The 13,090-nt window shown below is 62.2% G+C and carries 10 protein-coding genes; 6 read left to right on the top strand and 4 right to left on the bottom strand.

Annotated features, from left to right (window positions below):
- Complete coding sequence (locus CAURIM_RS05435) at positions 1–702, top strand: helix-turn-helix transcriptional regulator (RefSeq protein WP_070710972.1); 702 nt, start codon at positions 1–3, stop codon at positions 700–702.
- A 1-nt stretch (position 703) separates the two neighbouring features.
- On the opposite strand, the gene thrB is transcribed toward CAURIM_RS05435, so the two are convergent.
- From thrB to argS, 4 genes are all read right to left on the bottom strand, one after another.
- Positions 704–1,627 (bottom strand): homoserine kinase, encoded by a 924-nt coding sequence (gene thrB / locus CAURIM_RS05430; RefSeq protein WP_201828367.1) that lies wholly within the window; start codon positions 1,625–1,627, stop codon positions 704–706.
- A gap of 18 nt (positions 1,628–1,645) precedes the next feature.
- Complete coding sequence (locus CAURIM_RS05425; RefSeq protein WP_201828368.1) at positions 1,646–2,968, bottom strand: homoserine dehydrogenase; 1,323 nt, start codon at positions 2,966–2,968, stop codon at positions 1,646–1,648.
- Positions 2,969–3,119: 151 nt separating this feature from the next.
- Positions 3,120–4,457, bottom strand: coding sequence for a diaminopimelate decarboxylase (gene lysA / locus CAURIM_RS05420; protein WP_201828369.1), 1,338 nt, complete (start codon positions 4,455–4,457; stop codon positions 3,120–3,122).
- A gap of 28 nt (positions 4,458–4,485) precedes the next feature.
- Positions 4,486–6,147 (bottom strand): arginine--tRNA ligase, encoded by a 1,662-nt coding sequence (gene argS / locus CAURIM_RS05415; protein ID WP_201828370.1) that lies wholly within the window; start codon positions 6,145–6,147, stop codon positions 4,486–4,488.
- A 235-nt stretch (positions 6,148–6,382) separates the two neighbouring features.
- Here argS and CAURIM_RS05410 point away from each other — a divergent pair, with 235 nt between their 5' ends.
- From CAURIM_RS05410 to CAURIM_RS05390, 5 genes are all read left to right on the top strand, one after another.
- Positions 6,383–8,035 (top strand): L-lactate permease, encoded by a 1,653-nt coding sequence (locus CAURIM_RS05410; protein ID WP_070646020.1) that lies wholly within the window; start codon positions 6,383–6,385, stop codon positions 8,033–8,035.
- A gap of 313 nt (positions 8,036–8,348) precedes the next feature.
- Complete coding sequence (locus CAURIM_RS05405; protein WP_010187137.1) at positions 8,349–9,134, top strand: (Fe-S)-binding protein; 786 nt, start codon at positions 8,349–8,351, stop codon at positions 9,132–9,134.
- Positions 9,134–10,639 carry a LutB/LldF family L-lactate oxidation iron-sulfur protein gene (locus tag CAURIM_RS05400; RefSeq protein WP_201828371.1) on the top strand — a complete coding sequence of 502 codons (1,506 nt, stop codon included), beginning with the start codon at positions 9,134–9,136 and terminating at the stop codon, positions 10,637–10,639. The genes CAURIM_RS05405 and CAURIM_RS05400 overlap by 1 nt, the downstream gene beginning before the upstream one ends.
- A complete protein-coding gene (locus CAURIM_RS05395) occupies positions 10,636–11,265 on the top strand; it encodes a LutC/YkgG family protein (RefSeq protein WP_201828372.1) in 630 nt (209 codons plus the stop codon). Before CAURIM_RS05400 ends, CAURIM_RS05395 begins: the two co-directional genes overlap by 4 nt.
- Before the next feature lie 104 nt (positions 11,266–11,369).
- Positions 11,370–12,953, top strand: coding sequence for an alpha/beta fold hydrolase (locus tag CAURIM_RS05390; protein ID WP_201828373.1), 1,584 nt, complete (start codon positions 11,370–11,372; stop codon positions 12,951–12,953).
- Positions 12,954–13,090 lie beyond the last annotated feature (137 nt).

The raw sequence follows: 13,090 nt of genomic DNA, 5'->3' as shown, positions 1-13,090 counted from the left end.
ATGTCCGCATTTGCTACGCCTAGCCCCCGCTCCTCCAGCGAGCTGTTTCCTGACACGATGAAGCTCTCCCCCAAGCAGCGCGACGTCCTCTCGGCCTTACAGAAATTCCCGCAAGGAGCACGGGCTGCAGAGATTGCGAAGAAGATGGGCATGCATGTCAACACCGCGCGCGGCCACCTAGATGAGCTCGTTCGCGCTGGCGCGGTGCGAGTAGTTACTGCTCCGGCGAAGGGGCGCGGACGCCCCTCACTGATCTTCCAAGTGCGGGTGCCGGACAACCGTTCAGTGGCGGAGGAATACGTCACGCTGATCAGCGTGCTCATCACAGCGCTGGCGGAAAAAGACCAGCTCAACGATTATTCCTCGGAGCAGGCGCGGGAGCTTGGCCGCGAATGGGCCAAAACTGCGGCCACCAGCCATGGTGCTGAGGCACTCGGCTCGCTTTATCTGATGATGCGCGATATGGGCTTTGACCCGGTAACCTCGTCCGATCACTTCGACGAGGAAGGCCGCGCCGATGTGGAGCTACACGCCTGCCCATTTGTCAGCGCCGGTGTGGAGCCCTCCCCCTTCGTCTGCGCCATCCACGATGGCTACTTGGAGCAGGCGGCTGCCGATTCCGGTGGGAGGTTAAGCCTGAAGCTGATCCCGAAGTCCGGAAACGGCGTGTGCCGAATCAACGTGGAAAAGGAGGCTAGCTAGCCTAACCGCACTCGACGGAAACCGGCCCGGCGACCTCCAGCTCCAGCACGCGCAGGTTCTGTCCGCGGGCATCCTCGAGGATCTCTTCCTCGATGGGCTCGGTGTGGAGGACCATGATGGTGGGGCCAGCACCGGACAGGTAGGCGGGATAGCCGCGGTTGCGCAGGCGGTTGACCCACTCCGCGGTCACCGGTAGGACATCAGCGCGATAAGGCTGGTGCAGGCGGTCGCGGGTGCCCTCCCACAGTAGGTCCGGGTAGGCGGTCAACGCCGCCACGTTCACCGCAGTGCGGGAGACGTTGAAGGCGGCATCGGCGTGCGTGACGTGGGAAGGCAGCACGCGGCGCACTGCCTGGGTCGACGCGTGGAAGTCCGGGACCAAGGCCGTGGCCTTGATAGTCGGGTGCACGTCTAAGGTGGCGGCGCGGTACTCCGGGAGCGATCGGCCGTCGACAGGCACGGTGGTCCACGAGACCACGGCGTTTCCTAGCACGGAGGCCGCGGCGTTATCCGGGTGGCCTTCGAAGGCTGAAGACAGCTGAACAACCTGCTCCTCGGAGAGCGGGAAGCCAGCCAGACCATTGCCCGCGGCCACGCCGGCCACTGCGGCTGAAGCCGAGGAGCCCAAGCCACGGGACTGCGGGATGTTATTCGTGCACACCACGCGCAGACCGGTAGCTTCCACGTCGGCAGCCTTCAGCGCAGAACGGATGGCCTTGACTACCAAGTGGGAACCGTCGCGAGGAAGCTCGTCGGCGCCCTCGCCGAAGATCTCTACCTCCAAGCCGGAGCGCGTGACTTCTACCTCTACGGTGTCGTAGAGGCTCAGCGCGATGCCAAGGGTGTCGTAGCCGGGGCCCAGGTTGGCCGAGGAGGCCGGGACCTGGACGGTGACCTTGGTGCCTACTTCGATATCGATACTCATTGTTTTTACCTAAGCCCCTTAGACGCCCAGGCGGATGACGGAGTGAACAGCCTTGACCTCATCGAGCTCGCCGAGGGCGGCGACGATATCCTCCAGCACCGCTTCCTTAGCCGCGTGGGTGACCACGATGAGGCGAGCGGTGGCATCGCCGTCTTCCTGGCGCACGGTGCGCAGGGAGACCCCGTGGCGGGCAAAGACACCGGAGATAGCGGAGAGCACGCCGGTGCGGTCTTCAACTTCCATGTCGACGTGATAACGAGTTTCCACTTCTCCGAACTCCGCAATAGGTAGGTTGGCATAGGTGTTCTCCCCCGGCGCACGGCCGCCGTGGACGATGTTGCGTGCCGCACCGATGACATCACCCAGCACAGCAGATGCCGTCGGGTTACCGCCGGCACCGTTGCCGTAGAACATCAGGGAACCAGCGGCCTCCGCCTCAACGAAGATGGCGTTATAGGACTGGCTGACCGAAGCCAACGGGTGCTCCTTCGGAACCAACGTCGGGTGCACGCGGGCGTTGACGGATTCCGCACCGGTCTCCTCATCCACGAGGCGCTCACAGATGGCCAGCAACTTGATGGAGTAGCCGGCCTGGTTGGCAGCCTTGATGTCATCGGCGGTGATCTTGGAAATACCCTCGCAGTAGACATCGTCGAAGGTCAGGCGGGTATAGAAGCCCAGGGATGCCAGGATGGCAGCCTTGGAGGCAGCGTCGTGGCCCTCCACGTCAGCGGTGGGATCGGCCTCGGCGTAGCCCAGGCGAGTGGCCTCAGCCAGCGCATCCTCATAGGAGGCACCGGTGGACTCCATGGCGTCCAGGATGAAGTTGGTGGTGCCGTTGACGATTCCGGAGATGCGCTGGATCTTGTCACCGGCCAGGGAGCGGCGCAGCATGCCGACGACCGGGATGGCGGCGGCTACAGCGGCCTCGAAGTAAAGGTCAACGTCGGCGCGGTCGGCAGCTTCAGCGAGCTCATCCGCGTGCGCGGCCACGAGAGCCTTGTTGGCGGTGACCACGGATTTACCGGCGTTGAGGGCGGCGAGGACAAGCTCGCGCGGGAAATCAATGCCGCCGATGACCTCGACGACAAGGTCGATATCATCGCGCAGGACAAGTGCCTTGGCGTCGTCGGTCAGCAGCTCCGCCGGAACGCCCGGGCGCAGCTTGTTCTTGTTGTGCACGGCAACGCCGCGGATCTCCACGGGGCCGCCGATGCGGTGTGCAAAAGCGTCAGCGTTCTCCTGCACGAGGCGGAAAACCTCAGCGCCCACAGTGCCAAATCCAAGCAGCGCGATCCCTACGGGTTCGCCTTCGGGCTTCTTGCTACGGTTCGTCGTCATGGTGTCCCCTTGTTGAAATTGCGAAAGATTCTTACGTGCTAGCCCATCACTATACAGAACGAGCTGTCTATTTCTATACGAAATGGCCGGCACAACGTGCGACCGGCCATGTCTTTGTGAATAAAATGCGGTGAGCTGTGCCAACGCCGCGCTAGTCGACGTCCAACGCCAGCAAGTCCTCCACCGTTTCCCGGCGCAGCATGAGCGAGGCTTTGCCGTCACGCACGGAAACTACTGCTGGGCGCAGAGCGCCGTTATAGCGCGAGGCCATCATGTACTGATAGGCGCCGGTGGTGGCGAAAGCGAGGAGATCCCCGGTAGTGATATCCGAGGGGAAACGGCGCTCGTTGACCAGAATGTCACCGGACTCACAGTGGAAGCCCACGATGCGCGAGTCCACCGGCTGGCCCTGGGTGCGGCGGTTGACCACGCGCACGTCATACTCAGAGCCATAGAGCGCCGGCCGGATGTTATCGGACATGCCACCGTCCACGGAGAGGTAGCGGCGCATCGGCAGATCCGCCTTGCCGGTCTCCACGTCCTTGACCGTGCCCACGCGGTAGACGGTGACCGCGGAGGCACCCACCAGCGAGCGGCCGGGCTCCACCAGCACGAAGGGCGGCTTGATGCCGAGTTCAGTGGCGGTTCGCTTCACGGCGTCGAGCAGGTCCTTGGCCAGCGTGGCGACGTCGAGTGCTTCCTCGTATTCCATGTAGGGAATGCCGAAGCCGCCGCCCAAGTCCAGCTCCTCAAGGGCAACGCCGAGCTCGGAGTGAATGCGCTTATATAGGCTCAGCACGCGCTCGGCAGCCAGCTTGAAGCCATCGGCATTAAACACCGAGGAGCCCACGTGGCAGTGCAAGCCCACGAGCTTTAGGTTCGCGGATTCCAGCACCGTGCGAGCGACATCGAAGGCGGCGCCGGTGGACAGGGAAATGCCGAACTTTTGATCCTCATGAGCCGTGGCGATGAATTCGTGTGTGTGGGCATCCACGCCAGGCTTGACGCGGATCATCACCGGCTGGACGCGGCCAGCGGCCGCAGCAATGCTGTTAAGCCGCGAGAGCTCCTCCGCGTTATCCAAGACCACATGGCCAATCCCCTCGTTTACGCACAGCTCAAGGTACTCATCTTCCTTGTTATTGCCGTGCGCGGTCATGCGCTCCGGCGGGAAGTCCGCGGCTAGCGCCAGCTTGGCCTCATTGAGGGAGGCCACGTCAAGGCACAGGCCCTCCTCATCCACCCAGCGCACGATGCGCTTGGTAATGAAAGCTTTAGAGGCATAGTGCACGTGGTCGGGGCCGCCGAAGGCCTGGGCCATGTCCCGGCAGCGTGAGCGGAAGTCTTGCTCATCGAAAACATAGAGCGGGGTGCCGTATTCTTCGGCCAGGTCGGTCAGGGAAACGCCGCCGATCGAGACCACACCATCGGAATCACGAGCAGCGTTGCGCGGCCACACGTGGGCCGGAAGAGAATTGAAATCAGTCATCGATACCTTGTCTTATATCTTCTCCGTCTTACATCTTCTCCGGTGCGCTGACCCCGACCATGGTCAAGGCATTGGCCATGACCTGGCGGGTGGCGCTGGCCAGGGCAAGGCGTGCGGAGTGAATCGACTCGGTCTCTTCACCAGCCTTCGGCAGCACCTGGCACTGGTCATAGAAGCGGTGGAACACGGCGGCAAGCTCCTCGGCATAGCGCGCGATGCGGTGCGGTTCGCGCAACGTGGCAGCGGTGGCCACAACTTCCGGGAACTCGCCCAGGGTGCGGATGAGGTCGCCCTCCTTATCGTGGGTGAGGAGGTCGAGAGGGGCGTCGGCAAGCTCGGCGGTGTCGAAGCCCAGCTCTGCTGCCTTGCGCAGGATGGAACAAATGCGGGCGTGGCCGTACTGCACGTAGTAGACCGGATTATCCGCAGACTGCGAAGCCCACAGGCCTAAGTCGATGTCCAGGCTGGAATCCACGGAGGAGCGCACCAGGGAGTAGCGCGCGCCGTCGACGCCGATGGCCTCGACGAGGTCATCAAGAGTGATGACGGTGCCGGCACGCTTGGACATCTTGACCGCCTGGCCATCGCGGACCAGGTTGACCATCTGGCCGATGAGGACCTCGACGGCCTCCGGGTCATAGCCCAAAGCCTGAGCGGAAGCGCGCAGGCGGGCAATGTAGCCGTGGTGGTCTGCGCCCAACATGTAGATGGCCAGGTCGTGGCCCCGGTCAAACTTATCAGCCACGTAGGCGATATCGCCGGCGATGTAGGCGGCGTTGCCATCGGACTTGATGACCACGCGGTCCTTATCATCGCCGTACTCGGTGGACTTCAGCCACCATGCGCCCTCAGACTCGTAGAGCTTGCCGTTGTCCTTGAGCTTTTGGATGGCCTTCTCCACGGCACCGGACTCGAAGAGGGAGTTCTCGTGGAAGTAGACATCGAAGTCCACGCCGAACTCGTGGAGGGACTCCTTAATCTGGGCGAACATCATCTCCACGCCCGCGGAGCGGAAGGCTTCCTGGACCTCGGCATCGCTGCCGTCAAGGGCGTCCGGGTTCTGCTCCAGCACACCCTGAGCGATCTCCTTGATGTAATCGCCGCCGTAACCGTCCTCCGGGGTCGGCTCGCCCTTGGCGGCAGCCACGAGGGAACGAGCGAAGCGGTCGATCTGGCCGCCGTGATCGTTGAAGTAGTACTCGCGGGTCACCTCCGCGCCGGAGGCTTCGAGCACGCGGCCCAGCGAATCACCCACGGCAGCCCAGCGGGTTCCGCCCAGGTGGATCGGGCCAGTCGGGTTCGCGGAGACGAACTCCAGGTTGATCTTCTTGCCCTGGTAGGTGGTGTTGCTGCCGAAGTCTGCACCGGCATTGAGCACCTGGGCCACGATGGCGCCCTGCGCTGCGGCAGCGAGGCGAATGTTAAGGAATCCCGGGCCCGCGATGGAGGCCTCATCGATGGCGTCGTTGCCGGCGAGGGCATCCGCCAACCACTGCGCCAGCTCGCGGGGCTGGGCACCAGCCTTCTTGGCTACCTGGAGTGCCAGGTTGGTGGCATAGTCACCGTGCTCCGGGTTGCGCGGGCGCTCCACGGTGACAGTCTCTGGCAGGACGGAGGCGTCCAGTTCATGCTCGGTGAGCACGGCAGCGGCAGTGTTCTTGATCAGGACGGAAAGATCTTCAGGATTCATAGGGCCAAAGTCTATCGTCTCCGCCGCTGGGAGGCGCTATCAGGTCGCAGAGGTTAGCAAGGTCACTCACCCCCATCAGGTGAACAATGCGGCACAGCGAAGCACCAAGTTCTACCCTAAAGGCGTTATCTGAATCGATCCAACCTTCCGCCTTCTCGCTTGGCCGACACATGCGGTGCCGCATCCTGGGGACCTCCACAAAGACGCCAGCGGGAGCCAACTGGAATTGAGTTTTATGTCAACCTTCAACATCACCACCGACGCCATCGCTGGCAACATCGGGCTCACCGCGCTGGTGTCCACGTTGCCGCTCATCGCGTTCTTCATCATGCTCCTAGGGCTCAAGGCCCGCGCTCACACCTCGGGTGCGGTAGCGCTTCTCGTCGCGGTTCTCATCGCCATTTTTGGCATGGGCATGCCAACCGGCATGGCTTTGTCCTCCGCGGTGCGCGGCGGGCTCTTCGGCCTCTTCCCCATCGTCTGGGTGATCATTACTGCCATCTGGTTCTACGAGGTCACCGTGGCCTCTGGCCGCTTCAATGACCTGCGCAAGACCTTTGACCTCTTGGGCGATGGCGATATTCGCATCCAGGCCATTCTCATCGCTTTCTGCTTCGGTGGCCTCTTGGAGGCGCTCGCCGGCTTCGGCGCTCCGGTAGCAATTACGGCCACCATGATCCTGGCGCTGGGCGTCAAACCCCTCAAGGCAGCCACCACCGTGCTCATCGCCAACACCGCACCCGTGGCCTTCGGCGCGGTAGGCATCCCGGTGACCACCGCAGGCTCCGTGGGCGGCCGTACCGCCGAACAGACCGCTGATATCGCCGGACTGATTTCGCTGCAGGTCCTGCTCATCGCCGCCGTCGTGCCTTTCTTTATCCTCTTCATCCTTGACGGCATGCGGGGTGTTAAAGAAGCAGGTCCCGCCGCCGCTGTCATCGGCATCTCCTTCGCCATTGCTCAGTGGGCCGCGGCCACCTTCTTTGCCTACCAGCTCACCAACGTCGTGGCTTGCATTGTCTCCCTCGGCGCTGGCTTCCTCTTCCTGCGTGTGTGGAAGCCCAAGGGTGTGGACAGCCTGCGTGAGCGCATGGAGTTGCCCGCCCAAGAGGAGGTCACGGACCTCAACGGCAGCCGCATCTGGATGGCACTGCTGCCCTATGCCGTGGTCACCGCTGTCTTCGCCATCGCCACCGCGTGGCCGTCCATCTTCGGCTTCCTGCAGCTCAACGTTGCCTGGCCGCTTCTCGAAGGCACCGTCTTCGACGCCGAAGGCCACGCCATGGATACCGCGTTTAAGTTCAACGTGTTGGGCAACCCGGGCACCCTGCTGTTGATTTCCGGCATCATCGTGGCTGTTATCTACATGTCCTTCAACGAGAACGGCCGCTACACGCTGGAGGCATCGGCACCGCTAGCTAAGTTTGGCGAGGTTATCTCCCGCATGAAGTTCTCTGCGCTGACCATCATCCTGGTCCTGGCGCTGGCCTACACTATGAACTACTCCGGCCAGACCATCTCCATCGGCCAGTTCGTGGCTTCTGTCGGAGGTATCTTCGCGCTCTTCTCCCCCGTCTTGGGTTGGATTGGTACCGCGGTTACCGGTTCGGATACCTCCGCTAACGCACTCTTTGCCAACCTCCAGGTCACCGCTGCTGAGCGCATCGGCGTTAACCCGGACCTCATGCTGGCTGCCAATACCTCGGGTGGCGTTGTGGGCAAGATGATCTCCCCGCAGTCGCTGGCCATTGCAGCCACTGCGGTTCAAATGGAGGGCGAGGAATCCCGCATCTTCAAGGCCGTTGTGGGCTACTCCGTGGCCTTCCTTGCCGTCGTGTGCATCATCGTTTTTCTCATGACCAACGTGCTGGGCTTCCTGGTTCCTTAAGTTCTCAGTCCTCAGCACCAACTACCCCCAGAATCGGGCACTTCACTCGCCACATCTGGGGGTTTTCGCTTGCCCGCTTTTTGTGACCGCTTCATCTCTGCACGTAAGGAATTTCACAACATTAATGTTGCGATAAAACGCCAGGTAGGAGGGCTAATTCCGCCTCGATAATGTGAGTTTTGGGCGGTAGGCTCATAGATACAAACTCGAAAAATGCCCACTGCGGCTGTCCTGGTAGCGCGCATCCGAGTACACCATCGCTGTGCCAAGCACAGGACAAGCTACAGAGAGGCAGACTAAGGAGCACACGCGAATGCGAATAGCATTGTTTTCCACCTGCATCGGTGATTCACTCTTCCCCGATGCTCATAAGGCCACGGCCCTCATTCTCTCTCGCTTGGGCTATGACGTCGTCTTCCCAGAGGAGCAGACCTGCTGCGGCCAGATGCACATCAACACCGGCTACCAGGAGCAGACCCTGGGCATGATCCGCACTTATGCGGACGCCTTTGCGGATCCCTCCATCGACTACGTGGTCTCCGCCTCCGGCTCCTGCGTGGGCGCCGTGCGTGAGCAGCACGAGATGATCGCTGATCGTTTCGGCACTTCCGCCGATGTGGACGGCGCCAAGAAGGCAGCCGGCAAGACCCTGGATCTGCCGGAGTTTCTGGTCGACGTCGCCGGAGTCACCAACGTCGGCGCTTTCTTCCCTCACCGCGTGACCTACCACCCCTCCTGCCACGGCCTGCGCTTCCTCAAGTTGGGTGACCGCCCCTACCAGCTGCTGAAGGAGGTCGAGGGAATCGACCTCGCCCCGCTGCCTAATGCAGAAGAATGCTGCGGTTTCGGCGGAACCTTCGCCCTCAAGAACGCTGAGGTCTCCGCAGCGATGGTCGGCGATAAGACCCGCCACATCCGCGAAACCGAGGCCGAATACGTCACCGGCGGTGACTCCTCCTGCCTGATGAATATCGGTGGTGCTCTGGCTCGCCAGCGCTCCGGTGTTCGCGCTATCCACTTGGCGGAAATCCTCGCCTCCACCAAGGAACACCCGTGGACTCCTACCTCTGCGGCCTACTCCAAGGAGAAGATGCTCTAATGACTTCCTTCCTCGACACCACTCCTCCGCGTGCTCCTGAAGGCTACGGCAACCTGCGCGGCTCGAAGGCCTTCGTGCCGCTGGCTCACGTGGGTCTTAACAACGCCACCCAGCGCCGCAACCTGCACCACGCCACCACCACGATTCGTGATAAGCGCCAGCACGCCGTTGAGGAGACCCCGGACTGGGAGCAGCTTCGCGACGCCGGCTCCGCACTCAAGGATGACGTCGCCGTACGCATGGGCGAACTGCTGGTCCAGTTCGAAGAGCAGGTGACCAAGCGCGGAGGCATCGTCCACTGGGCGCGCGACGCCAAGGAAGCCAACGAGATCATCGAGGGCCTTATCCGCGAAACCGGTGAGACCGACGTGGTCAAGATCAAGTCCATGGCCACCCAGGAAATCGCGCTCAACGAGCACCTGGAAGAAGCCGGGATCCACGCCCAAGAGACCGACCTGGCGGAGCTCATCGTCCAGCTGGGTGAGGACAAGCCTTCCCACATTCTGGTCCCAGCTATCCACCGCAACCGCGCGGAGATCCGTGACATCTTTGTCAACAAGATGCCGAATACCGATGACTCGCTCAAGGCCGAGCCGGCGGAACTGGCTGAAGCATCCCGTCAGTTCCTGCGCGAGCAGTTCATGAAGGCCAAGGTGGCCATCTCCGGCGCTAACTTCGGTGTGGCAGAAACCGGCACCATCAACATCGTGGAGTCTGAGGGCAATGGCCGCATGTGCCTGACCCTGCCGGAGACCCTCATTACCGTGATGGGTATTGAGAAGCTGGTCCCGACTTTCCAGGACCTCGAGGTCTTCCTCCAGCTGCTGCCGCGCTCCTCCACTGCGGAGCGCATGAACCCGTACACCTCCATGTGGTCTGGTGTGACCGAAGGTGACGGCCCGCAGAACTTCCACATCGTGCTGCTGGACAACGGCCGCACCGCTGCTCTGTCCTCCCCCAAGGGCCACGAGGCGCTCAAGTGCATCCGCTGCTCTGCCTGCCTGAACGTCTGCCCGGTCTACGAGCGCGCCGGCGGCCACGCCTATGGCTCCGTCTACCCGGGCCCGATTGGTATCTCCCTGACGCCACAGCTGACTGGCATGAAGGACCACAACGATCCGTCGGCAAGCTTGCCCTATGCCTGCTCCCTGTGCGGCCGTTGCGACGAGGTATGCCCGGTGCGCATCCCGCTCTCCCAGGTCATTCTGGAAAACCGCTACCAGAAGGTCACCCACGCCACCCCGCCGGTCGAAGAGAAGCTCTTCCAGGTAGTTGAGCTGGTGTGGAAGAACCCGAAGATCTGGAACCAGATCACCCACATGGTGGCGCTCGGCCGTGTCCTCGGTGGTTTCAACGGGGTCATCGACAAGCTACCGCTGTTTATGTCTGGTTGGTCCGAGGTACGCGATACCGCCGTTCCGCCGAAGAAGTCCTTCCGCCAATGGTTCGACACTGACGAAGCTCAAGAACTCCTCGCCCAAGCCAAGAAGGAGGGCATCAAGTGACCACCGCCAAAGAGGAAATCCTCAACCGCATTTCCGCCGCCCAGAAGCAGGCCGGCCTGCCGGACCACGTAGACATTCCGCGCGAGTACCAGAAGGAAGGCACGCTCAACGAGGATGAGCTGCGTGAGATGCTGGTGGACCGCCTCGAAGACTACAAGGCTGACGTGCACGTCACCGATGAGTCTGGGTTGAATTCCACCCTCGTGGGCATCCTGAAGGAGCGCGGCTGCTCGAACGTCGTCTACGCACCCGGCATGGACGCTGGGCTTCTGGACGGCTTCGAGGAAACCATCACTCCTGATGACAACGCCAAGGACCCGCGCGAGCTCGACGCTGTCGATGCCGTGGTGACCGAATCTCACGTCACCTCCGCGCAGACCGGCACCATCGTGCTCGAGTCCAATGAGACGTGCGGCCGCCGCGCGCTGACTTTGGTTCCGGACCGTCACGTGTGCATCGTTCGCAAGGAGCAGATCGTGTACGGCATCCCGGAGGTTGTCTCCCGTATGAACCCGGAGCGCCCAGCGACGTGGATCTCTGGCCCGTCTGCTACCTCGGATATTGAGCTCTCCCGCGTGGAGGGCGTCCACGGCCCGCGCGATCTCATTGTGGTGATTGTTAAGTAATGTGACGATCGGGTGCACCCACCCTTTTTGAGCACTCGGCTCACATCGCCCCCGGCGCATAGGATAAGGCCCGTACCAACTAACGATTTGAGGAGCCTTATTCTATGCGTCTTTCTCGTGTTTTAGGCTCGGTGCTGGGGCCCGTGGCTATCGCTGCTGGTCTGGTTGCCGCGCCCGCTGTCGCTCACGCAGACCAACCCACCATCAATTGGGGCCCGTGCCCGGAGGGGGTCACCGAAGAGCGCGCCGAGTGCGGTCACGTTACGGTTCCGACCTATCACGATGCGCCGGAAAAGGGCACCATCGATGTCGGCCTCATCCGCCTCAAGGCCACGGGCAACCGCCAGGGCGCCCTATTCACCAACCCTGGCGGTCCGGGCGGTGACGCATACAGCTGGGCTAACTTTGCGGCGTGGCCTGAGGAAATCAAGCAGGGCTACGACATCATTGGCGTCCAGCCCCGAGGTTTGCGCGAATCCGGAGAAGTGAACTGCACGTCCCGCGAAGTAGGCGGAAACCCGCTGGCGCAGCTGACACAGATCGGCGCGATTACCCGCGATGACTGTGAGAAGAACACCCCGGGCTACACCGACTCCCTAACCACGGAGAACACCGCTAAGGACTGGGAGGTTGTTCGCCAGGCGCTCGGTGAGGAGAGAATCAACATCGCCGGTCTTTCCTACGGCACTTTCCTAGGCTCCACCTACGCCACGCTTTACCCGCAGCACACCGACAAGGTCGTGCTGGACTCCGGCATGAATCCGAAGATGGCATGGAACCAGATCTTCGTCTCCCAGCAGGCAGGCTATGAGAATGCCCTCCATGACTTCTTTGCGTACGTGGCCAAGAACGACGCCACCTACCACGCCGGTACCACGCCGCTGAAGGCTTATGAGCGCTGGTCCCAGATCGTGGCCAAGGAAGCAGGCGTGCGCCCGACTGTGCTTCCCCCGAACGCCCAGATTGGTGACCTCCCGCCAGGACTGGAGTTCGCAGGCCAGCCGGGCGCCAACGTCATGACCGCCACGGGAGAGCTGCGTGTACAGGCAGAGCACCTTGCGGGCAAGGTACGCAACCCGCAGGCTGTTCAAGCTGCCTCGCCGACGCTGAGCGCGACCCGTGAGCTCCTTCCCCGCCCCGAGACGTGGGACGCACTGGCCAAGCACATCGGCGGTGTTGAGCCTATGAACTTTGAGGAGCAGGCGGCACAACAGCCTCAACAGGATCCAGAAAAAGCCCAGCAGCAGCTCGTCAATGCAATGAGCATGCAAAACATCATTATGTGCAATGAGAACACCGCGCCGACGGATCCGACTCTCATTCCGGCGTTCCTGTGGTCGAACTACGTGACGATTGACCCGTTCACTCTGTTTAATTCGATGTACGCCTCTGGCGCGGGTTGCGGCGGTCGCGCGCCGGTCAGCACCCCGATTGCCGTCTCCGGTGAGAAGCTGCAGACCAAGCCGCTGCAGCTGCAGGCTACCGGTGACCCGCAGACCCCGTACGCCTTCTACCGCGGCCTCTCCGATCCGATGCAGTCCCGCGTGGTGACTGTGCACGGCCCAGGCCACGGCCACTTCGCCATGGGCAACAAGGCCGTCGACCAGATTGTGGTTGATTACCTGCGCACCGGTGAGGTCCACACTGCGGATGCGCCGGGCTTCTTTGACCAGCCCGAGGCTCAGTAACAGCCCGCCTAGCCAGAAAGGCTGCGGGAACAATGAAGGCGCGGCTTACCTAGCCGCGCCTTTCCTCCCACCACACCCCCATCGGCGTGAGGCCAATTACTGCGCTTCAGTCTTTATAGGCTAGAATCGCATCGTTG

It is taken from the genome of Corynebacterium aurimucosum (assembly GCF_030408555.1).
Lineage (GTDB): Bacteria > Actinomycetota > Actinomycetes > Mycobacteriales > Mycobacteriaceae > Corynebacterium > Corynebacterium aurimucosum.
The sequence above is the reverse complement of the archived record's forward strand: the minus strand, read 5'-3'. Positions and strand labels throughout refer to the sequence as shown.